Below are 24,761 nucleotides of genomic sequence, written 5' to 3'. Positions count from 1 at the left end.
AAACGCTTTCGCATAAAAAGCCCGGCGTGATCGCTCACGCCGGGCTTTCTTACAGAGCGACTGATCGGCCCTACTGCTTGTCGTGCAGGTTGGTGCCGAGCGTATCCCTGACGAAGATCATGCCGATGATCAGCGACATCGCCGCGATCACCACCGGATACCAGAGGCCGTAGTAGATATCGCCCTTGTAGGCACTGAGCGCGAACACCGTTGCCGGCAGCAACCCGCCGAACCAGCCATTGCCGATGTGATACGGCAGCGACATGCCGGTGTAGCGGATGCGGGTCGGGAACATCTCGACCAGGATCGCCGCGATCGGTCCGTAGACCATCGTGACGAAGATGACGAGGATGAACAGGATGCCGATCGTCATCGGCCAGTTCACCGCCGCCGGATCGGCGAACATGGCGAAGGCGCCGCCGCCCGGTATGGTGTAGACGGTGACCTCGGGCGCGCCGGCGGCCTCGTCGGCGGTCAGGAGCTTGTCCTTGATCGCCTGCTCGGTCGCAACCGTCGCCTTCTCGCCGGCGCGGATTGCGGCGGCATCGAGCTTCAGCTCAGGGTTGGCAGCGACAAAGGCATCGAGCTTCTGGTCCGTTACCTTGGCGGCAGCACGCTTCAGCGGATAGCCGCCGTCCTGCAGCGACATGTTGACGGCCTTGATGAAGGCGGTTTCCTTGGCCTTGGCCTGATCGCCGGCGGCGATCGCGTCGTACGACTCCACCGTCTCGTTGCCGATCTTGACCGACGCGGCGGTTCCCGGTGCTGCCGTCGCCACGACGTCATAAGGAACCGAGTTCTTGGTCAGGAACGACGTGGCGATATCGCAGGATGTCGTGAACTTCGCCGTGCCGACCGGGTTGAACTGGAACCTGCAGTCGCCCGGTGCGGCGGTCACGGTTGCACGCGTGTTCTGCTGCGCGGTGGCGAGCGCCGGGTTGGCCGCCCAGGTCAGCGCCTTGAACAGCGGGAAGGTGCAGACGATGGCCAAAGCGAGACCCGCCATGATGATCGGCTTGCGGCCGATCTTGTCGGACAGCCATCCGAATACGACGAAGAAGATCGAACCCACCGCCAGCGCGATGGCGATCATGATATTCACCGACTGCGCATCGACCTTAAGCACGTTGGTCAGGAAGAACAGCGCGTAGAACTGGCCGTTGTACCAGACCACGGCCTGGCCGGCGGTGAGGCCGAGCAGCGCCAGCAGCGCGATCTTGGCATTCTTCCATTGACCGAAGGCTTCCGTCAGCGGCGCCTTCGAGCCCTTGCCCTCGTCCTTCATGCGCTGGAAGGTCGGCGATTCAGACAAAGAAAGCCGGATCCAGATCGAGATGCCGAGCAGCACGAAGGAGACGATGAATGGAATACGCCAGCCCCAGGCAGCATAGTTTTCATTGGTCAATGAAGCCTGCACGATCAGGATCACGACCAACGACAGGAACAGGCCGAGCGTGGCCGTCGTCTGGATCCACGATGTATAGTAGCCGCGCCGGTTGTCCGGCGCGTGCTCGGCGACATAGGTGGCCGCACCGCCATACTCGCCGCCCAGCGCCAGGCCCTGCAGCATACGCAAGATGATCAGGATCACGGGTGCCGCGATGCCCAAAGTTGCATATCCAGGCAGCAAGCCGACCAGGAAGGTCGACAGACCCATGATCGTCATGGTGACAAGGAAAGTATATTTGCGGCCGACAAGGTCACCGATGCGGCCGAAGAGCAGCGCGCCGAACGGGCGCACCAGGAAACCGGCGGCGAAAGCAAGCAGCGCGAAGATATTGCGCGTCGCTTCCGGAATGGTTGGACTGAAGAAAGTCGAACCAATGAACACTGCCAGCGAACCGTAGAGATAGAAATCGTACCATTCGAAAACGGTGCCGAGCGAGGAAGCGAAGATGACCTTCTTCTCCTCCCGCGTCATGCCGCGGCTGGTTTCGCCGGCGGTCGATGCCATTGCCATTGATATGTCCTCCCGTGAGATCCCGTCTGTCCTCGATGCTGCGGGTGATTGTCGGCGTTTTCCTCGAAAACGCGGACTCAGTGCAGCCATCGGCGCAAAAAATGACAGAAAGCACCTCCCAGAGGCAGACCAACCTTGGGATTATGACTTTGGTCTAATGTGCAGTGCAAAAAGAAGCCGGGAAACGATCGTCAGCCCTTGAGCGCATCGAGAAGTCCGACCGCCGCCATCATGTCACGCTTGCGGGCCGACCGGCGCGCGACAGCTTCGGCATCCTGCCCCCAATGCTCGACCTGCCAGTCTTCATCGACGTGACCGGCAGCCCAGGCCGCCTCGCCGTCGAGCTCGCCGAAATCGACCGCCAGCGCCAGCAGCGCCGAACCCGTCAGCGACGTCATGACATGGATGGCCGCCAGCCGCAGCGGTTCTTTGCGCTGGGCAAGGTGGACGCCCAGCACCGCAATGGTCTCGCGCGGCTGCTCGACATGGATGATGCCTTCGGCAAGGTTGAAGCGAGCGCCAAGCGCGGTGCGCGCCCAGTCGATGACCGGATCCCAGAGCTCGTTCTGGCGATCGACCAGCCCTTGCGGCGCGTCGGCGCGGTAGCAGAGGAGATCGGACGAGGCAAAGCGCAGAATATCCTCCAGCACCGCCTGCGGGTCGCTGGCGACGCCGTCGATGGCCGTGTTGACGAGACGCATCACCGGCATCGAAACCGGGGCGATGGTCTCGCCCTGCGCGTCGAACTCGCCGGCGACCAGCGCCGCCACCTGCTCGGTCGGCAGCACCAGCAGCGCCTTGCCGGGTGTGCGCACCGGTTTGCCGTCGAGATGAACAGCAAATGCCTCATCGGCCGGCACGACCGAAACGTCCTTGTAGAAGCGCTTCGGCAGCGGCGTCTTCATCTGGATCTGGGCGCGGCGCACCGGATCCGGATCGGACAGCTGCTTTCCCGCTTCGAGGTCGTTGAGGATATCGCGCATGCCAGAACTTTCTATCCGGGGATTTGCTTGCGCACCGGCCTGTTGACGATGATCAGACCAGCCGCGATCAGGCCGAGTGCCAGAAAGATACGCACGGTCAGCGGCTCGCTCAAGATCACCGCGCCGCACAGCACGCCGAACACCGGCGACAGGAAGGTGAAGCTCGACAGGCCGGATGCCGGGTAGCGCCTGAGCAGCCAGAACCACAGCACATAGGTGAAGGCGACGACGTAGACAGCCTGGAACAGCAGCGCCAATGTCGGCAAGGCGGCAAAGTCGCGGATCGAGGGTCCGGCGAAAGGCAGGACCAGGACACCGACGACGACGGCACCGGCCAATTGATAGAGCAGCAACTTCTCGGCGCTGGTCTCGGCCAGTTTCGAGCGCTTGATGACGATGCTGGTCAAGGCCCAGAGGATGCCGGCGGCGAGGCTGAGCAGATCACCTGTCAATGTCGAGCCACCGGCGGCACTCATCTTGTCGGAGAACACGGCGGCCAGTCCGCCAAACGCCAGCACAAGGCCGACAAGCTTGCGCCCCGTGACGCGCTCGTCGAGCAGGAAGTGCCCGCCGACCAGCACCCAGAACGGCATGGTGTTGACCAGAAGCGTGTTACGGGCAACGGTGGTGTGTTCGAGCCCGACATAGAGGCACAGGAACTCGACGCCAAACAGAGCGCCCACCAAGGCCCCTGAGACAAGGGTTTTGTCTGGCGTAAACAGCGCAATACCGCGCCAGCGGCACCAGCCGAATACGCAGAGGCCGCCGATGATCGAGCGTGCGATCGACAGGAAAACCGGATCGTAGCCGGCATAGGAGATCTTGGCGGCGACGTAGTTGAGCCCCCAGGAAAACGTCAGCCCGACCATGATGGCCGCCGCCGCCAGGTCGACCGCGTCGCGACGATCCAATGCGGGCGCAACGGCCAATCTCAGTCCTCCGCGCTGGCGTCGTCGAAGCCGATCAGGTTCCAGCTCTGGCGCATATGGGGCGGCATCGGCGCGGTCACATCGATGACGCCCTTGTCCGGGTGCGGGATGACGATACGGCGCGCATGCAGATGGAGGCGGTTTTGAATGCCGCCCGGAAAGTCCCAATTGGTATCGGCCTCGAAATATTTGGGGTCGCCGATGATCGGACAGCCGATATGGGCGGCATGAACGCGAAGCTGGTGGGTACGGCCCGTATAAGGCTCCATTTCCAGCCAGGTCATGGTCTGTGCCGCCTGCTCGATGACGCGATAATAGGACACGGCGTGATCGGCGCCCTTTTCACCATGCGCGGCCACGCGCACCCGGTCGCCGTCCGGCGTCGGCTCCTTGATCAGCCATGTCGAGATCTTGTCCTCGCGCTTCGGCGGGACGCCCTTGACCAGGGCCCAGTATGTCTTCTTGGTCTCGCGCGCCCGGAACGCCTCGGAGAGCTTCATCGCCGCGAGCCTGGTGCGGGCAACAACCAGCACGCCTGACGTGTCGCGGTCGAGCCGGTGCACCAGGCGCGGCTTCTCGCCCTTCTGGTTGCGCCAGGCCTCCAGCATGTCGTCGACATTGCGGGTGACACCCGAGCCGCCCTGAACGGCCAGACCCGCCGGCTTGTTGAAGACGAAGACCTTTGGATCCTCGTGGATCAGCATCTTGGCGAGCACGTCGGCGTCGCCCTGGTTGCGGATCGAGTGGCCGGTGAGCGGGCTCTCGCCCTTCTTGTCGACTTCGAGCGGCGGCACGCGGACCATCTGGCCCGGCTCGACACGGGTGTCGGCCTTCACCCGGCCGCCATCGACGCGGATCTGGCCGGAGCGCAGCAGCTTCTGCAGATGGCCGAAACCGAGACCCGGGAAATGGGTCTTGAACCAGCGATCGAGCCGCATGCCCGCCTCGCCGGCCTCCACTGTGATCTGCTCTACGCCTGCCATATTCGCCTATCCGTGTTTCTCGCGCATGACCCTGAAAATCGATTCCGATTTTCGGAAAGGATCGTGCGCAAGATCAAGGTTTTTACAGTCCTTTGCGCGTCCAACAGGATGCGCGGCGCGGTAGGCCGCGGCAATAGCACTATGAAACGGTTCTTGCGAGCCAAAGACCCAGAAACAGCGCAAAGATCGCGCCAATGACGCTGACAAGCGCGTATCCGAACGCCGGCAGCGCCTCGCCCCGCCCCCACAGCGTCGCGAAATCGAGCGAAAAAGCCGAAAACGTGGTGAAGCCGCCCAGGATGCCGGTGGCAATGAAAAGCCGAAGCTCGTTCGATCCGCCGCGCCGCGCCATGATGGCAATGAACACGCCCATGCCAAACGAGCCGACGACGTTGATCGCCATCGTGCCCCAGGGAAAATTCGGGCCGGCAAAGCGCAATGCGGCGAAATTCACCAAATGGCGGATACCGGACCCAATGGCGCCGCCCACGGCAACGAGGAGGAGATCAATCATCGCCGGTCTACCGTCCTTGATCGCTATTTCAGTTCGCGCCGACCTTCTTCGGCTTGCTGGAGCCGATCATCTTCCAGTTCTTGTAGAACATGGAATTGATCCGCTCGACACTGACCGAGACGATGGCAAGCAGCGCCGAAATCAGGCGCGGAAACGGCGACGGACGGATGATGTCCATGAACACACAGTAGCGGCGCCCGTCATATTCGTTGACCGAACGGTGCAGCAACGTGTCGTCGAAAATGTACAGCGGATTGTCGTGCCAATAGTTCTTGGCGTTGTTGCACTCGACGAAAACCTCGGCCTTCACCGGGAGAAGGTTGTAGAGGATGCGCAGGCTGAGGCGCAGCGGCCCGAAATGCCAGGAGGTCGATTCCTTCCCCCTGAAAACCGATACGGCGATCGTCTTGATGTATTTGAAATCCTTGTTGAATTCGGCAACGTTATCGATCTTGTGCTTGCCGTACCACTGGTAGACATACATGCCCCGGCGGCCGGTGCCGAAATTGGCGTCGATATCGGCAATGATTTCATCCTTGCGCGCCTTGAAGACGTCGAGAACCTCGTTGACCTCGCGCTGATAGTCCGGCGGAAACTGCTCCAGCTTCCAGACGCCCGGGTTCCTGTAGCAAAGCAGGTCGACCAGCAGATTGAAGGGCGACAGCAGCCAGGTGAAGATTCCGTTGCCGAGGAAATAGCCGCGAAACAGCGACAGGTTCTTGTTGGCGTTGCGCAGCACGTCGATCAGGCCGCAGACGATCCAGATCGTGGTCAGCATCGGAATGAAGTAGAAACCGATTGCAAGCAGCGGCACCGCTATGACCAGCTGGCGGAGGGATTTGCGAAGGGATTTTGTCATTTCTTGCTCGCGCCAGGCGCGATTCCTGTTCCGAGTGATTATCGCCAAGCATCTTGACAGCGACCACCCCTGAGGTCGTGCGCCTTGATAAGGTCTTTTGTTCCCCGGCACAATGCCATCGCATTTCGTCCGCCTGGCCGACGGCCATTGCCAACGAAAATATTTGGAGTTTCCCGCTCCACTTCAGATCAATGGACGCGCGCGCCAAGCCTACCTTTCCCGCTCGCTGCGCAGCTTCGCCCAATACTCCAGCCGCTTGCGGATATCGCGCTCGAAGCCGCGCTCGGGCGGGTCGTAGAAGGTTCGCCGGCCCATCTTTTCCGGAAAGTAATCCTGGCCTGAAAAGGCGTCGGGCTCGTCATGGTCGTAGCGATAGCCGGCGCCGTAATCCTCTTCCTTCATCAATTTGGTCGGCGCGTTGAGGATGTGTTTCGGCGGCAGCAGCGATCCGTATTCCTTCGCCGCCTGCGTCGCCGCCTTGAACGCGGTGTAGACGGCATTCGATTTCGGTGCAGTGGCCAGATAGACCGTGGCCTCGGCGAAAGCGAGTTCGCCCTCGGGCGAGCCCAGGTAGTCGTAGGCATCCTTGGCGGCGTTGGCGACGACCAGCGCCTGCGGGTCGGCCAGCCCGATATCCTCCATCGCCATGCGCACCAGCCGGCGCCCGAGATAGAGCGGATCCTCGCCGGCATCGAACATGCGGGCGAGGTAGTAGAGTGCCGCATCCGGGTCGGACCCCCGCACCGATTTGTGCAGCGCCGAGATCAGATTGTAGTGGCCGTCCTGGCCCTTGTCGTAGATCGGCGCGCGGCGCTGGACGATGCGCTGCAGGCCCTCCGGAGTGAACACCTCGCCGGCCTTGGCTGCCCGCCAGACTTCCTCCGCCAGCGTCAGCGACGCACGACCGTCGCCGTCGCTCATGCGTATGAGCATCGCCCTCGCCTCGTCGTCGAGCGGCAGCGCCCTGCCCTCGGTCTCCTCGGCCCGCGCCAGGAGTTTCGCGATGCTCTCCTCGCCCAGCGAATGGAACACCAGCACGCGTGCACGGGAAAGCAGCGCCGCATTCAACTCGAAGGACGGGTTCTCGGTAGTGGCGCCGACCAGCACCACCGTGCCGTCTTCCATCACCGGAAGGAAAGAATCCTGCTGGGCGCGGTTGAAGCGGTGGATCTCGTCGACGAACAACAATGTCTGGCGGCCATTGGCGCGGCGAAGCTTCGCCGCCTCGAACACTTTCTTCAGGTCGGCGACACCGGAGAACACCGCCGATATCTGCTCGAAGGCGAGACTGGTTTCGCCGGCGAGCAATCGCGCGACCGTGGTCTTGCCGGTGCCTGGCGGACCCCAGAAAATCATCGAGCCGAGCGAGCCGGAACCGATCAGCCTGGTCAGAGCGCCGTCCGGTCCGGTCAGATGCTCCTGGCCGACGACCTCGCCCAGGTTTCTCGGCCGCAGCCGGTCGGCCAGCGGCCGGCCGGGCGGCGCCCCTTCTGGTTCATCGACGCTGAACAGATCGGCCATGCTGGTCTTTTGGTTGGAGCCATATCTCTTCGGAAAGACCGGCTCAGTAACGCAACACCTGGCGCAGTATCTGCCCGCCGCGCTCGACGGTAAAGCGCCACCAGCGCGTATCCTGCTGGGCTATCTGTGCCAGCGTCGCTGCCGTATCGATGGAGGTGCCATTCACTTCACGCACGATGTCGCCCGGCTGGAAGCCGAAATCGGCGGCGGGCGAATCGCGATTGATATCGACCACGGCGATGCCTTTGATGTCCGTGCGCAGGCCAAGCCGCTGGGCAAGCCGGGGCGACAGCTCAGCGACCTTGGCGCCGGAAAAAGGACTGCGGCCGTGCAGTATCACCTCGGAGGCCTTGGCGCCCTCCGGCGCCCGCTCCAGCGCGATGTCCATCGTCGCCTGCTGGCCCTTGCTCAGCACGGCGAAGCTGGCCTTGGTGCCGATCGACAGCGTCGCCATCCGGTAGTCCAGCGCCTCGATGCTTTCGACAGTCGTGCCGTTGAGCGACAGCACGACATCGCCGGGCTTGAGGCCCGCCTTGCCGGCAGGTCCGGCTGCATCGACCGACGAGACCAGCGCTCCGGTCGGCTTCTCCATGGCAAGCGATTCAGCGATCTGCGGCGTCACCGCCTCGAATTCGGCGCCGATATAGGGCCGCTCGAAGAAGTCGAGCCCGGCCTTGGCTGCATCGGCGAAGGCGCGCACCATGTTCGAGGGGATGGCAAAACCGATGCCGATCGAGCCGCCGCTGCGACTGTAGATGGCCGTGTTGATGCCGACCAGTTGGCCGCCCATGTTGATCAGCGCGCCGCCGGAATTGCCGGGATTGATGGCGGCATCGGTCTGGATGAAGTAGCCCGAATCCGAAACGCCGATATGGCTGCGGGCAAGTGCCGAAACGATGCCGCTGGTGGTGGTCTGGCCGACACCGAACGGATTGCCGATGGCCAGCAACAGGTCGCCCACTTCGAGCGCGTCGGAATCGCCGATCGCAATCACCGGAAACGGCTTGTCGGAAGAAATCTTGAGGACGGCAAGATCGAGCGTCTCGTCCTTGAGCATGACCTTGCTGGTGAACTCGCGTCCGTCCGCGGTGGCCACTTTGACTTCGTCGGCGCCCTTGATGACGTGGAAATTGGTGACGATGACACCACTCGGATCGACCAGCACACCGGAGCCCAGCGAGGACTGCGCGCGAGGCTGCGCCCGCCCGAAGAACTCCTCGAAGAACGGGTCGCCTTCGAAAGGCGACGTCACCTTGGCCGTCTGCGAGGCATAGACATTGACCACGGCCGGCGCCGTCTGCTTGACCAGCGGCGCGAAGGAAAGCTGCACTTCCTCGCGGCCGAACGGCACACGCTTGTCTGGGCCGGAGGTCGCGTTCTCGCCCTCGACGCCATGCAGCAGATCGGTCAGCACGTCGGACAGGCCGGGGTCGGCGGTCTTGGGGGCGTCTTCGGCCAGCGCCTGCCTGGCAGCCGGCACGAAGGCCAGCGCCATGAGGGCGCAGATAAGAGCAAGGGACAGCCGTTTCACGCGCATTCCGAATCCTCCAAATCGGGCGCCATTGTCCCGACGATTGTGCAAAATGAAAGGCTAAGCCGCTGAAATCCGATTATTCTAGGCGGCAATTGCAGCTATAGGACGACTTGAAACCGAAAGCCTAGTCAGCCTCATGAAAAAACCGATCGTTTCATTCCGCAATTTTTTGAAGACCGGCAAGTTGGGTGCGGTCTCTCCCAACATGACAATGGACGAGATCGCCGAAGCGCTCGGCAGACCCGAGCACGCCGATCCAGTCAACTGGACTTTCGGAAAACTCGAAATTTCCTTTGATGACGAAGCGCCTCACCAGATGAACTGGTTTCAGATTGAAGAAGCTGGTTATCTCGAAGGCGACTTTGAGGTTTTCACTGATCGCCTTGCGCTTTCACTGGATGGGTTCAGCGGAAATACGAAGCCATCGGAATTCCTGGCAGCGGGCCTGTGGGCTCCGGATGAAGCCAAGGTGTTCTACGCCGCTATGAGCGATGGTATCTTGCTGAACATCTGCGCCGGCCCGATTCAGATACACTTCCGGGTCGACACCCAGTTCGACGACCAAAGGTACCTGGCGGAATCAGCTGTATCGCGATTGGTCAGCAACATCGATTCCCGCACCGCGCTCGACAGCATCTATTCTTACCCCTACCCGAAGGTCGAAAAGATCCCCGGCGCTTTCAACTGGAAGCTGCTAAGCGGTCCCGACTACCTGAGTCTTGCCCGATTGACGACAACAACAGCAAGCAAAAAGGGGCCCGCGGGCCCCTTTGAACTCTCTCAGGATACCGAGCCTTATGCGGCTGCGGCTTCCTCGTCGGTGCCTTCGGCTTCGATGCGGGCGCGGTCGCCGGCGCCCTTGGCCGAGGTGTCGCGATCGACGAACTCGATGACCGCCATTGCGGCATTGTCGCCGTGGCGGAAGCCCGCCTTCATGATGCGCAGATAGCCGCCGTTGCGGGTGGCGTAGCGCGGCGCGATGGTGTCGAACAGACGCTTGACGACGCCTTCATTGCCGATCTGGGCAATCACCTGGCGGCGCGCATGCAGGTCACCGCGCTTGCCGAGCGTCACCAGCTTCTCGACGATCGGACGCAAATCCTTCGCCTTCGGCAGGGTGGTGACGATCTGCTCGTGCTCGAGCAGCGACACGGCGAGGTTGGCAAACATCGACTTGCGATGGCTGACGCTGCGGGCGAACCGGCGGCCTTTAAATCCGTGGCGCATGGCTCTTCTCCTTCATTCCGGGTTCACGAGGCCTCAGCCTCAGTATTGATCTTCGTAACGCTTGGCGAGGTCTTCGATGTTTTCCGGCGGCCAATCCGGCACTTCCATGCCGAGGTGCAGGCCCATCGCCGCCAAGACTTCCTTGATCTCGTTTAGCGACTTGCGGCCGAAGTTCGGGGTGCGCAGCATCTCGGCTTCGGTCTTCTGGATCAGGTCGCCGATATAGACGATGTTGTCGTTCTTCAGGCAGTTGGCCGAACGCACCGAAAGCTCGAGCTCGTCGACCTTCTTGAGCAGCGCCGGGTTGAAGGCGAGCTCGGTGACGGCCTCGGCCGCGACTTCCTTCTGCGGCTCGTCGAAATTGACGAACAGGCCAAGCTGGTCCTGCAGGATGCGGGCAGCGAAAGCCACCGCGTCCTCGCCCGAGATCGAACCGTCGGTCTCGATCGTCATGGTCAGCTTGTCATAGTCGAGGACCTGGCCCTCGCGGGTGTTCTCGACCTTGTAGGACACCTTCTTGACCGGCGAATAGAGGCTGTCGACCGGGATCAGGCCGATCGGCGCGTCCTCGGCACGGTTGCGCTCTGCCGGCACGTAGCCCTTGCCGGTGTCGACGGTGAATTCCATGCGGATTTCGGCGCCTTCGTCCAGCGTGCAGATGACGTGGTCGGGATTGAGGATCTCGACGTCGCCAACCGTCTGGATGTCGCCGGCGAGCACGGCGCCAGGGCCCTGCTTGCGCACGACCATGCGCTTGGGGCCATCGCCTTCCATGCGGATGGCGATTTCCTTGATGTTCAAGACGATATCGGTCACGTCTTCACGCACGCCGGCGATGGACGAGAATTCATGCAGAACGCCGTCGATCTGCACGGCGGTCACAGCCGCACCGCGCAGCGAAGACAAAAGCACGCGGCGCAGGGCGTTGCCGAGCGTCAGGCCAAAGCCGCGCTCCAGCGGTTCGGCGACCAGCGTGGTCAGCGTCTTCTTCTTCGACGAGAACTCGATCTTGTTCGGCTTGATCAGTTCCTGCCAATTTTTCTGGATCATGATGCTTTCCTTCCGTTGCCCCGCCACCATCCAATCGTGGCGGGCGACCTGGAATGCCGCGGAGGAACGCTTTTGGCGTTCGCGCGGCGTTCGGTAATCTTAGACGCGGCGCTTCTTGCGCGGGCGGCAGCCATTGTGCGGGATCGGCGTCACATCGCGGATCGAGGTGATGGTGAAGCCGGCCGCCTGCAGGGCGCGCAACGCCGATTCACGACCGGAGCCGGGTCCGCAGACCTCGACCTCGAGCATACGCATGCCGTGTTCCTGGGCCTTCTTGGCGACGTCCTCAGCAGCCATCTGGGCAGCGAACGGGGTCGACTTGCGCGAACCCTTGAAGCCCTGGGCACCGGCCGACGACCAGGCGATCGAATTGCCCTGCGCGTCGGTGATGGTGATCATCGTGTTGTTGAAGGTCGAATTGACGTGGGCAACGCCCGACGAGATGTTCTTGCGTTCGCGACGGCGAACACGAGCGGCTTCCTTGGCCATGATGGTCCTTTCAGTTGATCTCTACACCGCCGTAATGCCAGCGGCTCCACCGAGTGAGGGGTGAATGGTCAATGGTGAATAGACCGAGCTATTCACCATTCACGATTTCACCATTCACCAATTACTTCTTCTTGCCGGCGATCGACTTGGCCGGGCCCTTGCGGGTGCGCGCATTGGTATGCGTGCGCTGGCCGCGAACCGGCAGCGAGCGGCGGTGACGCAGGCCGCGGTAGCAGCCGAGGTCCATGAGCCGCTTGATGTTCATCGAGACTTCGCGGCGCAGGTCGCCCTCGACCTGGTAGTCGCGGTCGATCGTCTCGCGGATCTGCAACACTTCCGCGTCGGTCAGCTGGTTGACGCGGCGCTCGGCCGGGATGCCGACCTTGTCGACGATCTCCTGGGCGAACTTCTTGCCAATGCCGTGAATGTACTGAAGCGCAATGACGACGCGCTTGTTGGTCGGAATGTTGACGCCGGCTATACGAGCCATCTTCTTCTCTTCTCCATATGGGCCGGACGAACCGGCGCTTCAGTTGCCCCGCGTCCGGTGGAGGCCGGCCCATGCGGGAGTTTCCAGTTCAAAGCGGCTGCCTTGCCCTTGCGGACAAGCAAAGCTCATGCCTGATAGGAAGACGGGCCGCCATACCCCAGCGGACCGCTCCAGTCAAGCGCAATCGTCTACTTTCTCTATGCCGCCGCCTGGGTGACCGATCTGAGCACCGCTTCGATCTCTCTCGTCACCGTATCGATGTCGGCCATGCCGTCGACGCTCTTCAGCCTGCCCTTGGCATAATAGTAGCCGATCAGCGGCGACGTCTTCTTGTAGTATTCCTTCAGGCGCTCCTCGAACACCGTCGGATTGTCGTCCTTGCGCACCGGCTGTCCGGCCGCCTTGGCCTCTTCGGCGCGTCTGACGATTCGGCCGACCAGCGCCTTATCGTCGACGACAAGTTCGATGACCGCGTCGAGATGGAGGCCGCGGTCCGCAAGCATCGATTCAACCGCATCCGCCTGCACCAGGGTGCGCGGGTAACCGTCGAGGATGAAGCCCTTCGCGCAATCGGCCTGATCGATACGCTCGGCCACGATGGCATTGACGATGGCGTCGGATACCAGCTCGCCGGCATCCATCACCGCCTTGGCGCGCTTGCCGACTTCCGTGCCGGCCTGAACGGCAGCCCGCAGCATGTCCCCCGTGGATAGCTGGGGTATGCCATGTTTTTCCACCAGTCTCTGTGCTTGCGTCCCCTTGCCCGCTCCTGGCGGCCCAAGCAATATCAACCTCATCTGGCCTTCTTCCCCCCGCGCAGCTTCGACTTCTTGATCAGGCCTTCATATTGATGCGCGATCAGGTGGCCCTGAATCTGCGCCACCGTATCGAGCGTGACACTGACCACGATCAGAAGCGATGTGCCACCGAGGTAGAATGGTACGCCAGTCGCTGAAATCAGGAATTCGGGCAGCAGACACACCAGCACCAGGTAGATTGCGCCGACGACGGTGATGCGCGTGAGAACATAGTCGATGTAATCGGCGGTGCGCTCGCCCGGACGGTAACCCGGGATGAAGCCCGAATGCTTCTTGAGCTGGTCGGCGGTGTCCTTCGGGTTGAAGACGATCGCCGTATAGAAGAAGGCGAAGAACACGATCATCGCCGCATAGAACGCCATATAGAGCGGCTGGCCATGGCCGAGCGCCGCCAGGATGGTGCTTGCCCAGGCAGGCATGTTGGTGGTCTGCGAGAAGCCCGCGACCGTTGCCGGCAGCAGCAGCAGCGAGGACGCGAAGATCGGCGGGATGACGCCCGACGTGTTGAGCTTCAACGGCAGATGCGAAGTGTCGCCCTGGAACATGCGGTTGCCGACCTGACGCTTCGGATACTGGATCAGCAGGCGGCGCTGGGCGCGCTCGAAAAACACGATGAGCGCAATGACGACGATGGCCAGCACGATGATCGCCAGGATGAGGCCGGTCGACAGCGCGCCGGTACGGCCAAGTTCCAGCGTGCCGGAGATGGCGTGCGGCAATCCCGCGACGATGCCGGAGAAGATGATCAGCGAGATACCGTTGCCGATACCGCGCGCGGTGATCTGTTCGCCGAGCCACATCAGGAACATGGTGCCGCCGACCAGCGTGACGACGGTCGAGATGCGGAAGAACATGCCGGGATCGTTGACGATGCCGTTGCCGCCTTCCAGGCCGACCGAAATGCCATAGGCTTGGACCAGCGCCAGCAGCACGGTGCCGTAGCGCGTGTACTGGTTGATGATCTTGCGGCCCTGCTCGCCTTCCTTCTTCAACGCCTCCAGCGACGGGATGACCGAGGTCATCAGCTGCATGATGATGGAGGCGGAGATGTAGGGCATGATGCCCAGCGCAAAGATCGCCATGCGCTGCACGGCGCCGCCGGCGAACATGTTGAACATGCCGAGCACGCCCTTGCTCTGCGAGGTGAAGGCCTGGGCGAAAGCGTCGGGATTGATGCCGGGAAGCGGGATGTATGTGCCGAGACGGTAGACGAGCAGCGCGCCGATGGTGAACCAGATGCGTTTCTTCAGGTCCTCCGCCTTGGCGAAAGCCGAAAAATTCAGATTCGAGGCTAGTTGTTCAGCAGCCGAAGCCATGCCTGATTCTCCGCTTGGTCACGCTCGATGGCCTGCCGCTCAGGCGGTGCGTGTCACCGAAGCTCACGAGATAAGCTCCGGACCTTGAACATGCAAGCGGCCGCGTTGACGCGGCCGCCTTATTGATCGGATCAAAGCGCGTTTCGGGGCAAAACCGAAGTCCGGCTCTTGCCGATCGCGCTTCAAATCGCCGTTACTCGGCGGCTGCCTTTTCCGGCACCTTCACCGAACCGCCGGCCTTCTCGATCTTCTCGATCGCGGCCTTGGAGGCGCCGGCGACGTCGAAGGCGAGCTTCGCCTTCAGATCGCCGTCGGAGAGGACGCGCACGCCGTCCTTGACGCGGCGGATGACACCGGCGGCGACGAGGGCCTCGGCCGTCACGGTCGCCTTCGCATCGAGCTTCTTGGCGTCGATCGCGGCCTGGATGCGGGCCAGCGACACAACGGTGAAGCTCTTGGCGAAGATGTTGTTGAAGCCACGCTTCGGCAGGCGCCGATAGAGTGGCATCTGGCCACCCTCGAAGCCGTTGACGGCAACGCCGGAGCGCGCCTTCTGGCCCTTGACGCCGCGACCGGCGGTCTTGCCCGAGCCGGAACCGATGCCGCGGCCGAGACGCTTCTTGGAATGCGTCGCGCCGTCCTTGTCACGCAGATCGTTGAGTTTCATCTTGCTTCTCCTGCGCTCTTGCTCAGCCCTCGTCCACGACGCGGACGAGATGCTGGACGGCAGCGATCATGCCGCGCACGGAGGGCGTATCTTCCAGCGTGCGCTGCTTGTGCATCTTGTTGAGGCCGAGGCCGACCAGCGTCGCGCGCTGCTCCTTCGGCCGGCGGATCGGCGAACCGATCTGCTCGACGGTGATGGTCTTGGTTGCTTTCTTGGCCATGGTCAAAATCCCTGGTCAGCGTCGACTATTCTTCGGTCGCGACGGCGGTGCCGCGGCGAGCCTGAAGGGTCGAATACTTGATGCCGCGCGCGGCAGCCACATCCTTCGGATGCATCTGGCTCTTCAGCGCGTCGAACGTGGCGCGAACCATGTTGTACGGGTTCGACGAACCCATCGACTTGGCGACCACGTCATGCATGCCGAGCGTCTCGAAGACGGCGCGCATCGGGCCGCCGGCGATGATGCCGGTACCCTGCTTGGCAGCGCGCAGTAGCACGCGTCCGGCACCCCAGCGTCCCTCGACGTCGTGGTGCAGCGTACGGCCCGAGCGCAGCGGCACGAAGATCATGTCGCGCTTGGCCGATTCGGTCGCCTTGCGGATCGCCTCCGGCACTTCGCGCGCCTTGCCGTGGCCGAAGCCGACGCGGCCCTTCTGGTCGCCGACGACGACGAGTGCTGCAAAACCGAAGCGACGGCCGCCCTTGACGACCTTGGCGACGCGGTTGATGTGGACGAGCTTGTCCACCATGCCATCGTCGCGCTCTTCGCGATCACGGCCGCGGCCGCCATCCCTACGTTCCTGTGCCATATCCTGTTCCTTGTTTTTTTCCGGAAGCACGGTTGATGATGATATCCGGTGCCGCTTTGGGTCACCGGGGGCGAAAAATTAGAAGCTGAGCCCACCTTCGCGGGCAGCCTCGGCCAGCGCCTTGACGCGGCCGTGATAGATGTACGGACCACGGTCGAAGACGACTTCCTTGACGCCGGCCTTCGAAGCACGCTCGGCGATCAGCTTGCCGATCGCGGCGGCAGCCGCGGTGTCGGCGCCGGTCTTGAGCGAACCCTTGAGGTCCTTCTCCAAGGTCGAGGCGGCGGCGATGGTGTGGCCCTTGGCGTCGTCGATCACCTGGACGTAGATGTTCTTCGACGTGCGGTGGACCGAGAGCCGCGGACGCTCGCCGGCGACCTTCTTGATCTGGCGGCGGACGCGCTGCGCACGGCGCTGCGTGGATTCCTTGGTACCCATGGTGGTTCTTCCTAGCCTTCAAAAAACGGGGGCCGCCATGTGCGGTAAGCGAAAGCGCCTCCCGCGACCGCTCCCCGCGGCGTTACACTTACTTCTTCTTGCCTTCCTTGCGGACGATCTTCTCGCCGGCGTAACGCACGCCCTTGCCCTTGTAGGGCTCGGGACCGCGATACTCGCGGATCTCCGCGGCAACCTGGCCGACCATCTGCTTGTCGATGCCGGTCACGGTGATTTCCGTCGGCTTCGGCACGGTGATCGTGATGCCCTGCGGCGTCTCGTAGACGACGTCATGGCTGAAGCCGAGCGCGAGCTGCAGGTTCTTGCCCTGCATGGCGGCACGATAGCCGACGCCGGTGATCTCGAGCTTCTTCTCAAAGCCGTCCTTGACGCCCTGCAGGATGTTGACGATCTGCGTGCGCGACATGCCCCACTTGGCGCGGGCGGTCTTGGTCTGGTCGCGCGGCTGGACGGCGATCTCGGTGCCTTCCATCTTGACCAGCACTTCGTCGTTCACCACGAACTTCAGCTCGCCCTTGGGGCCCTTCGCCGTCACGGTCTGGCCGTTGACGGACGCGGTCACGCCCTGCGGCAGCGAAACGGGTTTCTTTCCAATACGAGACATTTTGTTGTCCTCGTCACTTCTCTTGGTTCAGGTTCCAGTTTCCGGGCATTCCCGAAAACCGGATACCGCTTTCGATATCTCGTGCCAGATCAGAAGATCTGGCAGAGGATTTCGCCACCGACATTCTGCTCGCGCGCTTCGTGGTCGGCCATCACGCCCTTCGGTGTCGAAAGGATGGCGATGCCGAGGCCGTTGGCGACGTGCGGAATCGACTTGGCCGAAACGTAGACACGGCGGCCAGGCTTCGAGACGCGGGCGATTTCGCGCACGACCGGCGCACCGTCGAAATACTTCAGCTCGATCTCGATTTCGGACTTGCCGTTGTCGAAGTCGGTCTGGCTGTAGTCGCGGATATAGCCTTCCGCCTTCAGCACGTCGAGGACGCGGGTACGCAGGCGCGAGGCCGGCGTCGAAACGCTCGACTTCTTGCGGCCATAGGCGTTGCGGATGCGGGTCAGCATATCGCCGAGAGGATCGCTCAATGACATGTTATGTCCTCCTTACCAGCTCGACTTGACCAGGCCCGGGATCTGGCCGTTATTGCCGAGATCACGAAGCGCGATGCGCGATACCTTGAGCTTGCGATAGTAGGCACGCGGACGGCCAGTGACTTCGCAGCGGTTGCGGATGCGGATCTTGGCCGAGTTGCGCGGCAACGCCGCGAGTTTCAACTGGGCGCGGAAGCGCTCTTCCATCGGCTTGGACTGATCCATGATGATGGCCTTGAGCGCCTTGCGCTTGGCGGCAAACTGGTCCGCAAGCTTCCGGCGCCTGTTGTTCTTCTCGACTGAGCTGGTCTTTGCCATTTCAGATTTTTCCTTTTTCGCTGCCGTTACTGGCGGAAGGGGAAGTTGAAAGCCTTGAGCAATGCCCTGGCTTCGTCGTCCGTCTTCGCCGTCGTACAAACGATGACGTCCATGCCCCAGACCTGATCAACCTTGTCGTAGTTGATCTCCGGGAACACGATGTGTTCCTTGATGCCCATGGCGTAGTTGCCACGGCCATCGAAGCTCTTCGGATTGAGTCCGCGGAAGTCGCGGACGCGCGGCAGCGCGATGTTCACGAGACGGTCGAGGAACTCGTACATGCGTTCCTTGCGCAGCGTGACCTTGGCGCCGATCGGCATCTTCTCGCGGACCTTGAAGCCGGCGATCGAATTGCGGGCGCGGGTGACGACGGCCTTCTGGCCGGCGATCATCGCCAGGTCTTCGGCCGCGATCGAAGGCTTCTTCGAATCGCCGGTCGCTTCGCCGACGCCCATGTTCAGCACGATCTTGTCGATGCGCGGAACCTGCATCTCGTTCTCGTAGCCGAACTGCTCCTGCAGCGCCTTGCGGATGGTCTCGTTGTAGACCTGCTTGAGGCGCGGCGTGTTGGCGGCAGCCGCCTGCTTGGATTGAGCCTTAGCCATTGATGACTTCTCCCGAGCGCTTGGCGACGCGCACCTTCTTGCCGTCCTTCTGGAAGATGAAGCCGACGCGGGTCGGCTTGCCATCCTTGGGGTCGGCCAGCGCGATGTTCGACAGCTGGATCGGCGCTTCCTTGGTGATGATCCCGCCCTCTTGGGACTGGGACTGCTTCTGGTGACGACGGATCATGTTGACGCCGCGCACCAGCGCGGTGTCGTCCTTCGGCTGCACCGAGAGGACTTCGCCCGAACGGCCCTTGTCCTTGCCGGCCAGCACGACGACCTTGTCGCCTTTTCTAATCTTTTGCATTGGTCCGGCTCCTTACAGCACTTCAGGCGCGAGCGAGATGATCTTCATGTGGTTCTTGGCGCGGAGTTCGCGCGGAACCGGTCCGAAGATACGCGTGCCGATCGGCTCTTTCTTGTTGTCGACCAGAACGGCCGCGTTCTTGTCGAAACGGATCACGCTGCCGTCCGGGCGGCGGATGTCCTTGGCCGTGCGAACCACGACCGCCTTCATCACATCGCCCTTCTTCACGCGGCCGCGCGGAATGGCTTCCTTGATCGACACCACGATGATGTCGCCCACGGAAGCGTATTTCCGCTTCGAGCCGCCCAGCACCTTGATGCACATGACACGACGAGCGCCGGAATTATCCGCGACGTCGAGGTTTGTTTGCATCTGAATCATGACTGGCCGCCTTCTTCTCTTCTTAACGGGACGGGTTCTTCACCCTTCCCCGGTCTGTCCAAAATTCGTTTGTTACGCCTGGTCCGAGGCTACGACGATCCAGCGCTTGTCCTTGGAAATCGGCTTCGATTCCTGGATGAACACCTGATCGCCAACCTTGTGGGCGTTGTTCTCGTCGTGCGCCTTGTACTTCTTGGTCATGCGCACGGTCTTCTTCATCACGGGATGCGTGAAGCGCCGTTCGACCTTGACGACAACCGTCTTCTCGTTCTTGTCGCTGACGACGGTGCCCTGCAGAATGCGCTTTGGCATGGTTTTCGTCCTTAAGCCTTCTTGGCCGCGGACTTTTCCGCAGCGATGGTCTTGATGCGCGCAATGTCCTTGCGGACCTGCCTCACGCGCGCGGTCTTCTCGAGCTGGCCGGTGGCCTTCTGAAAGCGCAGGTTGAACTGCTCCTTCTTCAGGCTGGCCAAATCGTCGGTCAGCTGGTCCTGGGTCTTGGTCCGGATGTCTTCGGCTTTCATGATCAGCCCGTCCTTATTCTGCGATGCGCTGTACGAAGCGCGTCCTGACCGAGAGCTTGGCCGCGCCGAGACGCAGCGCCTCACGGGCGGTTTCTTCGTTGACGCCGTCGATCTCGAACATGATGCGGCCCGGCTTGACGCGCGCCGCCCAGTAGTCGACCGCGCCCTTACCCTTGCCCATGCGGACTTCGGTCGGCTTCGAAGTGACCGGCACGTCCGGGAAAATACGGATCCAGACGCGGCCGGCGCGCTTCATCTCGCGGGTGATCGCGCGGCGAGCCGCCTCGATCTCGCGCGCGGTGACGCGGTTCGGCTCAAGCGCCTTCAGCCCGAAACCGCCGAAATCCAGGTTGGTGCCGCCCTTGGCGGTACCATGGATGCGGCCCTTGAACTGCTTGCGGAACTTTGTGCGCTTTGGCTGCAGCATCGTTCTAACTCCAAATTCCTAAATGTCTCAGGCGTTTTCGCGACGGCGACCGCGTTCGCGCTCGCCACCACCACCGCCATGCGAATGATCGCCCTCGGTGGCGCGGCGCTCCGAAGCCATCGGGTCGTGCTCGAGGATCTCGCCCTTGAACACCCAGACCTTGACGCCGCAGATGCCGTAGGCGGTCTGCGCCTCGGCCGTGCCGTAGTCGACGTCGGCGCGCAGCGTATGCAGCGGCACGCGGCCTTCGCGGTACCATTCCATGCGCGCGATTTCGGCGCCGCCCAGACGTCCCGAGCAGTTGATGCGGATGCCTTCGGCACCGAGGCGCATCGCCGACTGCACGGCGCGCTTCATGGCGCGGCGGAACGCGATTCGGCGCTCGAGCTGCTGGGCGATCGACTGGGCGACCAGCGTCGCGTCGATCTCGGGCTTGCGCACCTCGACGATGTTGAGGTGCGTCTCGGACTTCGTCATCTCCATCAGCTTCTTGCGAAGCTTCTCGATGTCGGCGCCCTTCTTGCCGATGATCAGGCCCGGACGCGCCGCATGGATGGTGACGCGGCACTTCTTGTGCGGACGCTCGATCACGACCTTCGAGATCGCGGCCTGCTTGAGTTCCTTCTCAAGATACTTGCGGATCTTGATGTCCTCATGCAGCAGCTGGCCGTATTCGCCGGTGTTCGCGAACCAGCGCGAATCCCAGGTACGGTTGATGCCGAGACGCAGCCCGATCGGATTGACTTTCTGGCCCATTATGCGGCCTCCCCTTTTTCCTCGACTTCACGAACGACGATCGTGAGGTGCGAGAACGGCTTCTCGATACGGCTGGCGCGACCACGGCCACGGGCATGGAACCGCTTCATGACGATCGACTTGCCGACATAGGCTTCCGCCACGATCAGCGCATCGACGTCGAGGTCGTGGTTGTTTTCCGCGTTGGCGATCGCCGATTCCAGCGTCTTCTTGACCGTGCCGGAAATCCGCTTGGCCGAGAATTCGAGGTCGGAAAGCGCTGTCGCGACCTTCTTGCCGCGGATCAGCGCGGCAACCAGGTTCAGCTTCTGCGGGCTGATACGGATCGTGCGCAGAACGGCGCGCGCTTCGTTGTCAGCAAGCCTGCGCGGAGCTTTGGCCTTGCCCATGATTATTTCCTCTTCGCCTTCTTATCCGCGCCGTGACCGTAATAGGTCCGGGTCGGAGCGAATTCACCGAACTTGTGACCGACCATGTCCTCGTTCACGGAGACGGGAACATGCTTCTGGCCGTTGTAGACACCGAAGGTGAAGCCGACGAACTGCGGCAGGATGGTGGAGCGGCGGCTCCACATCTTGATCACCTCATTGCGACCACCTTCACGAACCTTGTCCACCTTCTTGAGAAGGTAGCCGTCGATGAAGGGGCCTTTCCAAATAGAACGAGTCACTTGGCGTTACCTCTTCTTAGCTCTTGCGCTGATGGCGCGAGCGCAGGATGAACTTGTCGGTCGCCTTGTTGGACCGCGTCTTCTTGCCCTTGGTCGGCTTGCCCCAGGGCGAAACCGGATGGCGGCCACCCGAGGTGCGGCCTTCGCCGCCGCCATGCGGATGGTCGACCGGGTTCATGGTCACGCCGCGATTGTGCGGGCGCTTGCCGCGCCACACGGTGCGGCCTGCCTTGCCGTCATTGATGTTGCCGTGGTCGGGGTTCGACACCGCGCCGACGGTCGCCATGCAGGAGCCGTGCACGACACGCTGCTCGCCCGAGTTGAGGCGCAGGATCGCCATGCCCTGGTCGCGGCCGACGAGCTGGGCGTAGCCGCCCGCCGAACGGGCAACCTGGGCGCCCTTGCCCGGCTTCAGCTCGATGTTGTGGACGATCGTGCCGACCGGCATCGAGGCCAGCGGCATCGCATTGCCCGGCTTCACGTCGACCGCTTCGCCGGCCACGATCTTGTCGCCGGCGGCAAGGCGCTGCGGGGCGATGATGTAGGACAGCTCGCCATCGTCGTACTTGATCAGAGCGATGAAGGCGCTGCGGTTCGGATCGTATTCGATGCGCTCCACCGTGCCGACGACGTCGAACTTGCGGCGCTTGAAGTCGATGATGCGGTACGTACGCTTGTGCCCGCCGCCGATGAAGCGGGCAGTGATGCGGCCGTGATTGTTGCGGCCGCCCGACTTGGTCAGGCCTTCGGTCAGGCCCTTGACGGGCTTGCCCTTGTAGAGGCCCGAGCGGTCGACGATGACCAGCTGGCGGGTGCTCGGCGTTACCGGGTTGAATTTCTTAAGTGCCATTGTCCTGTCCTCGCGGCCTAGCTCAGAGACCCGTCGCGACGTCGATCGACTGGCCGTCGGCCAGCGTCACTACCGCCTTCTTGACGTCGCTCTGGCGGCCGATCGTGCCGCGGAAGCGCTTGATCTTGCCCTTGCGGACAAGCGTGTTCACGGCCATCACCTTGACGCCAAACAGCGCTTCGACAGCGGCCTTGATTTCCGGCTTCGACGCCTTCTTGGCGACGTTGAAGACGACCTGATTCTGCTCGGAAGCCATGGTCGACTTTTCGGTGATCGCCGGCGAAACGATCACGTCGTAGTGACGAAGGTCGGTCATTTGAAGCGCTCCTCGAGAGCCTCGACGGCGGCCTTCGAAAGGACCAGCGTGCCGCGGCGCAGAATGTCGTAGACGTTGATGCCCTGGATGGGCAGCACGTCGATGTTCGGGATGTTGGTCGCCGCCAGCTTGAAGTTCTGGTCAAGCTCGGCGCCGCCGATCACCAAGGCGTTGGTCAGGCCGAGCGTCGCGAAATTCGCGATCAGCGCCTTTGTCTTGGCCTCGGTCATCTTCAGCTCGTCGATGACGATGATCGACGCGCTCTTGGCCTTGGCCGAGAGAGCATGCTTGAGGCCGAGCGCGCGAACCTTCTTCGGCAGGTCGTGCTCGTGGCTGCGAACGACCGGGCCGTGTGCCTTGCCGCCGCCGCGGAACTGCGGAGCGCGTGCCGAATGGTGACGGGCGCGGCCCGTACCCTTCTGCTTGTACATCTTGGCGCCGGTGCGCGCGATCTCGGCGCGGCCCTTGGCCTTGTGCGTGCCCTGCTGCTTCTTGGCCAGCTGCCAGCGCACGACGCGCTGCAGGATGTCCTCGCGCGGATCAAGGCCGAAAATCTCCTCGGAGAGTTTCACCTTGCCGGCGTCCTTGCCGCCCAGCGTTGTGATCTTGAGGTCCATTATTCCGCTCCCTCTGTGGCCGAGGCATCGTTCTTGGCGCCACTTTCGGCAGCAACGGCACGGATCGCGGCAGGCTTCGGCGCATTGGCCGGCAGCGCAACCTTGGCCGCGTCGCGGACCAGGATCCATGCACCCTTCGAACCGGGAACCGCACCGCGGATCAGGATCAGGCCGCGGTCGGCGTCGGTCGAAACGATCTCGACATTCTGCGTGGTGACGCGGGTGTCACCCATGTGGCCAGCCATATGCTTGCCCTTGAACACCTTGCCCGGGTCCTGGCGCTGGCCGGTCGAGCCGTGCGTACGGTGCGATACCGAGTTACCGTGCGTTGCGCGGCCGCCACCCATGTGGTGACGCTTGATGACGCCCTGGAAACCCTTGCCGATCGTCGTGCCCGTCACATCGACCTTCTGGCCGGCGACGAAGTGCTCGACCGTGATCTCGGCGCCGACATCGATCATGTTGTCGGCGGAGACGCGGAACTCGGCGACCTTCGCCTTCGGCTCGACGGAAGCGGTCGCGAAATGGCCGCGCATCGCCTTCGACGTGTTCTTCACCTTGGCAAGGCCAACGCCGAGCTGGACGGCGGTATAGCCGTTCTTCTCCTGCGTGCGCTGCGCCACGACCTGGCAGTTCTCCATCTGGAGAACGGTGACGGGAACATGCTCCCCGGCATCATTATAGATGCGGGTCATTCCCACCTTCTTTGCAATCACACCTGAACGCATCGGTTCAATTCCTTTAGAGTTCCGGGCCAGGGGCACCGCCCCTTACCGCGCTCTCATTCCCTTAGAGCTTGATCTCGACGTCCACACCGGCGGCCAGATCGAGCTTCATCAAAGCATCGACCGTCTGCGGGGTCGGATCGACGATGTCGAGCAGACGCTTGTGCGTGCGCATCTCGAACTGCTCGCGGCTCTTCTTGTCGACGTGAGGCGACCGGTTGACCGTAAACTTTTCGATCCGCGTCGGCAGCGGAATGGGGCCGCGGACGTTGGCGCCGGTGCGCTTGGCCGTCGACACGATTTCCCGTGTCGAGGCGTCGAGCACCCGGTGATCAAACGCCTTCAGGCGGATGCGGATATTCTGTCCGTTCATGCGTCACTTCCTTGTTCTGGCGCGGCGCGGGCAACTCCCGCGCCCGCGACAGATCGGTTTAAGTCCAAATTACTCTTTGATGGTGACGACGATGCCGGCACCGACGGTGCGGCCGCCTTCACGGATGGCGAAGCGCAGCTTCTCTTCCATGGCGATCGGCACGATCAGCTCGACATCGACCGTGATGTTGTCGCC

General features: G+C 62.5%; 35 protein-coding genes and 1 pseudogene. All 36 read right to left on the bottom strand.

From position 1 onward, the window contains the following. Nucleotides 1-70: 70 nt before the first annotated feature. The gene (locus ACFX5Q_RS25705) at nt 71-1,960 is read right to left on the bottom strand and encodes an MFS transporter (protein WP_404282573.1); all 1,890 of its coding nucleotides are present in this window, start codon (nt 1,958-1,960) and stop codon (nt 71-73) included. Nucleotides 1,961-2,151: 191 nt separating this feature from the next. Further along, entirely contained in the window at nt 2,152-2,943 is a 792-nt protein-coding gene (locus ACFX5Q_RS25700; RefSeq protein WP_404282571.1) for an ATP12 family chaperone protein, read from the bottom strand. A gap of 11 nt (nt 2,944-2,954) precedes the next feature. Further along, nucleotides 2,955-3,812 carry a DMT family transporter gene (locus ACFX5Q_RS25695; protein WP_404282705.1) on the bottom strand — a complete coding sequence of 286 codons (858 nt, stop codon included), beginning with the start codon at nt 3,810-3,812 and terminating at the stop codon, nt 2,955-2,957. A 62-nt stretch (nt 3,813-3,874) separates the two neighbouring features. Further along, entirely contained in the window at nt 3,875-4,855 is a 981-nt protein-coding gene (locus ACFX5Q_RS25690; protein ID WP_404282570.1) for an RluA family pseudouridine synthase, read from the bottom strand. Between the two features lie 139 nt (nt 4,856-4,994). Next, nucleotides 4,995-5,369, bottom strand: a complete 375-nt coding sequence (crcB, locus tag ACFX5Q_RS25685) for a fluoride efflux transporter CrcB (protein ID WP_404282568.1) — start codon at nt 5,367-5,369, stop codon at nt 4,995-4,997. Nucleotides 5,370-5,397: 28 nt separating this feature from the next. After that, the gene (locus ACFX5Q_RS25680; protein ID WP_404282566.1) at nt 5,398-6,228 is read right to left on the bottom strand and encodes an aspartyl/asparaginyl beta-hydroxylase domain-containing protein; all 831 of its coding nucleotides are present in this window, start codon (nt 6,226-6,228) and stop codon (nt 5,398-5,400) included. Nucleotides 6,229-6,438: 210 nt separating this feature from the next. Next, entirely contained in the window at nt 6,439-7,749 is a 1,311-nt protein-coding gene (locus tag ACFX5Q_RS25675) for a replication-associated recombination protein A (RefSeq protein ID WP_404282564.1), read from the bottom strand. Between the two features lie 43 nt (nt 7,750-7,792). Then, entirely contained in the window at nt 7,793-9,286 is a 1,494-nt protein-coding gene (locus tag ACFX5Q_RS25670) for a DegQ family serine endoprotease (RefSeq protein WP_404282562.1), read from the bottom strand. 792 nt (nt 9,287-10,078) lie between these two features. After that, nucleotides 10,079-10,510: a 50S ribosomal protein L17 gene (rplQ, locus tag ACFX5Q_RS25665; RefSeq protein ID WP_192181208.1), complete on the bottom strand. Its 432-nt coding sequence runs from the start codon at nt 10,508-10,510 to the stop codon at nt 10,079-10,081. Between the two features lie 39 nt (nt 10,511-10,549). Beyond that, nucleotides 10,550-11,560: a DNA-directed RNA polymerase subunit alpha gene (locus tag ACFX5Q_RS25660; RefSeq protein ID WP_006205443.1), complete on the bottom strand. Its 1,011-nt coding sequence runs from the start codon at nt 11,558-11,560 to the stop codon at nt 10,550-10,552. Between the two features lie 99 nt (nt 11,561-11,659). Then, entirely contained in the window at nt 11,660-12,049 is a 390-nt protein-coding gene (gene rpsK, locus ACFX5Q_RS25655; protein WP_006205444.1) for a 30S ribosomal protein S11, read from the bottom strand. Between the two features lie 121 nt (nt 12,050-12,170). Further along, nucleotides 12,171-12,539: a 30S ribosomal protein S13 gene (gene rpsM / locus ACFX5Q_RS25650; protein WP_006205445.1), complete on the bottom strand. Its 369-nt coding sequence runs from the start codon at nt 12,537-12,539 to the stop codon at nt 12,171-12,173. A gap of 197 nt (nt 12,540-12,736) precedes the next feature. Next, a complete protein-coding gene (locus ACFX5Q_RS25645; RefSeq protein WP_192181209.1) occupies nt 12,737-13,336 on the bottom strand; it encodes an adenylate kinase in 600 nt (199 codons plus the stop codon). Further along, nucleotides 13,333-14,673, bottom strand: a complete 1,341-nt coding sequence (gene secY, locus ACFX5Q_RS25640; RefSeq protein WP_404282557.1) for a preprotein translocase subunit SecY — start codon at nt 14,671-14,673, stop codon at nt 13,333-13,335. The genes ACFX5Q_RS25645 and secY overlap by 4 nt, the downstream gene beginning before the upstream one ends. 193 nt (nt 14,674-14,866) lie before the next feature. Next, nucleotides 14,867-15,340 (bottom strand): 50S ribosomal protein L15, encoded by a 474-nt coding sequence (rplO, locus tag ACFX5Q_RS25635; RefSeq protein ID WP_006205448.1) that lies wholly within the window; start codon nt 15,338-15,340, stop codon nt 14,867-14,869. A 22-nt stretch (nt 15,341-15,362) separates the two neighbouring features. Further along, nucleotides 15,363-15,560: a 50S ribosomal protein L30 gene (gene rpmD / locus ACFX5Q_RS25630; protein ID WP_006205449.1), complete on the bottom strand. Its 198-nt coding sequence runs from the start codon at nt 15,558-15,560 to the stop codon at nt 15,363-15,365. 25 nt (nt 15,561-15,585) lie between these two features. Continuing rightward, nucleotides 15,586-16,149, bottom strand: coding sequence for a 30S ribosomal protein S5 (gene rpsE, locus ACFX5Q_RS25625; RefSeq protein ID WP_006205450.1), 564 nt, complete (start codon nt 16,147-16,149; stop codon nt 15,586-15,588). A gap of 78 nt (nt 16,150-16,227) precedes the next feature. Then, nucleotides 16,228-16,587, bottom strand: a complete 360-nt coding sequence (gene rplR / locus ACFX5Q_RS25620) for a 50S ribosomal protein L18 (protein ID WP_006205451.1) — start codon at nt 16,585-16,587, stop codon at nt 16,228-16,230. 88 nt (nt 16,588-16,675) lie between these two features. Beyond that, on the bottom strand, nt 16,676-17,209 hold the full coding sequence (rplF, locus tag ACFX5Q_RS25615) for a 50S ribosomal protein L6 (protein ID WP_006205452.1): 534 nt from the start codon (nt 17,207-17,209) through the stop codon (nt 16,676-16,678). A gap of 89 nt (nt 17,210-17,298) precedes the next feature. Beyond that, on the bottom strand, nt 17,299-17,697 hold the full coding sequence (gene rpsH / locus ACFX5Q_RS25610; RefSeq protein ID WP_006205453.1) for a 30S ribosomal protein S8: 399 nt from the start codon (nt 17,695-17,697) through the stop codon (nt 17,299-17,301). Nucleotides 17,698-17,709: 12 nt separating this feature from the next. Then, the gene (gene rpsN, locus ACFX5Q_RS25605; RefSeq protein ID WP_404282552.1) at nt 17,710-18,015 is read right to left on the bottom strand and encodes a 30S ribosomal protein S14; all 306 of its coding nucleotides are present in this window, start codon (nt 18,013-18,015) and stop codon (nt 17,710-17,712) included. A 26-nt stretch (nt 18,016-18,041) separates the two neighbouring features. Next, entirely contained in the window at nt 18,042-18,620 is a 579-nt protein-coding gene (rplE, locus tag ACFX5Q_RS25600; protein WP_006205455.1) for a 50S ribosomal protein L5, read from the bottom strand. Beyond that, nucleotides 18,613-18,927, bottom strand: a complete 315-nt coding sequence (gene rplX / locus ACFX5Q_RS25595; RefSeq protein WP_006205456.1) for a 50S ribosomal protein L24 — start codon at nt 18,925-18,927, stop codon at nt 18,613-18,615. The genes rplE and rplX overlap by 8 nt, the downstream gene beginning before the upstream one ends. A 12-nt stretch (nt 18,928-18,939) precedes the next feature. Next, nucleotides 18,940-19,308: a 50S ribosomal protein L14 gene (gene rplN, locus ACFX5Q_RS25590; protein ID WP_006205457.1), complete on the bottom strand. Its 369-nt coding sequence runs from the start codon at nt 19,306-19,308 to the stop codon at nt 18,940-18,942. A gap of 72 nt (nt 19,309-19,380) precedes the next feature. Further along, the gene (gene rpsQ, locus ACFX5Q_RS25585) at nt 19,381-19,620 is read right to left on the bottom strand and encodes a 30S ribosomal protein S17 (protein WP_006205458.1); all 240 of its coding nucleotides are present in this window, start codon (nt 19,618-19,620) and stop codon (nt 19,381-19,383) included. 11 nt (nt 19,621-19,631) lie between these two features. Then, a complete protein-coding gene (gene rpmC / locus ACFX5Q_RS25580) occupies nt 19,632-19,832 on the bottom strand; it encodes a 50S ribosomal protein L29 (protein ID WP_006205459.1) in 201 nt (66 codons plus the stop codon). Nucleotides 19,833-19,845: 13 nt separating this feature from the next. Further along, complete coding sequence (rplP, locus tag ACFX5Q_RS25575) at nt 19,846-20,259, bottom strand: 50S ribosomal protein L16 (RefSeq protein WP_006205460.1); 414 nt, start codon at nt 20,257-20,259, stop codon at nt 19,846-19,848. A gap of 27 nt (nt 20,260-20,286) precedes the next feature. Beyond that, nucleotides 20,287-21,015: a 30S ribosomal protein S3 gene (rpsC, locus tag ACFX5Q_RS25570; protein ID WP_192181211.1), complete on the bottom strand. Its 729-nt coding sequence runs from the start codon at nt 21,013-21,015 to the stop codon at nt 20,287-20,289. Then, on the bottom strand, nt 21,015-21,404 hold the full coding sequence (rplV, locus tag ACFX5Q_RS25565) for a 50S ribosomal protein L22 (RefSeq protein ID WP_006205462.1): 390 nt from the start codon (nt 21,402-21,404) through the stop codon (nt 21,015-21,017). Before rplV ends, rpsC begins: the two co-directional genes overlap by 1 nt. A gap of 2 nt (nt 21,405-21,406) precedes the next feature. Next, on the bottom strand, nt 21,407-21,685 hold the full coding sequence (rpsS, locus tag ACFX5Q_RS25560) for a 30S ribosomal protein S19 (protein ID WP_006205463.1): 279 nt from the start codon (nt 21,683-21,685) through the stop codon (nt 21,407-21,409). 16 nt (nt 21,686-21,701) lie between these two features. Continuing rightward, nucleotides 21,702-22,535 carry a 50S ribosomal protein L2 gene (gene rplB / locus ACFX5Q_RS25555; protein ID WP_006205464.1) on the bottom strand — a complete coding sequence of 278 codons (834 nt, stop codon included), beginning with the start codon at nt 22,533-22,535 and terminating at the stop codon, nt 21,702-21,704. A 22-nt stretch (nt 22,536-22,557) separates the two neighbouring features. Then, on the bottom strand, nt 22,558-22,851 hold the full coding sequence (locus tag ACFX5Q_RS25550) for a 50S ribosomal protein L23 (RefSeq protein ID WP_006205465.1): 294 nt from the start codon (nt 22,849-22,851) through the stop codon (nt 22,558-22,560). Beyond that, on the bottom strand, nt 22,848-23,468 hold the full coding sequence (gene rplD, locus ACFX5Q_RS25545; RefSeq protein ID WP_404282542.1) for a 50S ribosomal protein L4: 621 nt from the start codon (nt 23,466-23,468) through the stop codon (nt 22,848-22,850). Before rplD ends, ACFX5Q_RS25550 begins: the two co-directional genes overlap by 4 nt. Next, nucleotides 23,468-24,196 (bottom strand): 50S ribosomal protein L3, encoded by a 729-nt coding sequence (gene rplC / locus ACFX5Q_RS25540; RefSeq protein WP_404282540.1) that lies wholly within the window; start codon nt 24,194-24,196, stop codon nt 23,468-23,470. Before rplC ends, rplD begins: the two co-directional genes overlap by 1 nt. Before the next feature lie 61 nt (nt 24,197-24,257). Beyond that, the gene (rpsJ, locus tag ACFX5Q_RS25535) at nt 24,258-24,566 is read right to left on the bottom strand and encodes a 30S ribosomal protein S10 (protein ID WP_006205468.1); all 309 of its coding nucleotides are present in this window, start codon (nt 24,564-24,566) and stop codon (nt 24,258-24,260) included. A 69-nt stretch (nt 24,567-24,635) separates the two neighbouring features. Then, nucleotides 24,636-24,761 (bottom strand): annotated as a pseudogene (tuf, locus tag ACFX5Q_RS25530) (elongation factor Tu); the annotation flags it as partial.

Source organism: Mesorhizobium sp. IMUNJ 23033 (assembly GCF_044778005.1).
Taxonomy (GTDB): domain Bacteria; phylum Pseudomonadota; class Alphaproteobacteria; order Rhizobiales; family Rhizobiaceae; genus Mesorhizobium; species Mesorhizobium amorphae_A.
The sequence above is the reverse complement of the archived record's forward strand: the minus strand, read 5'-3'. Positions and strand labels throughout refer to the sequence as shown.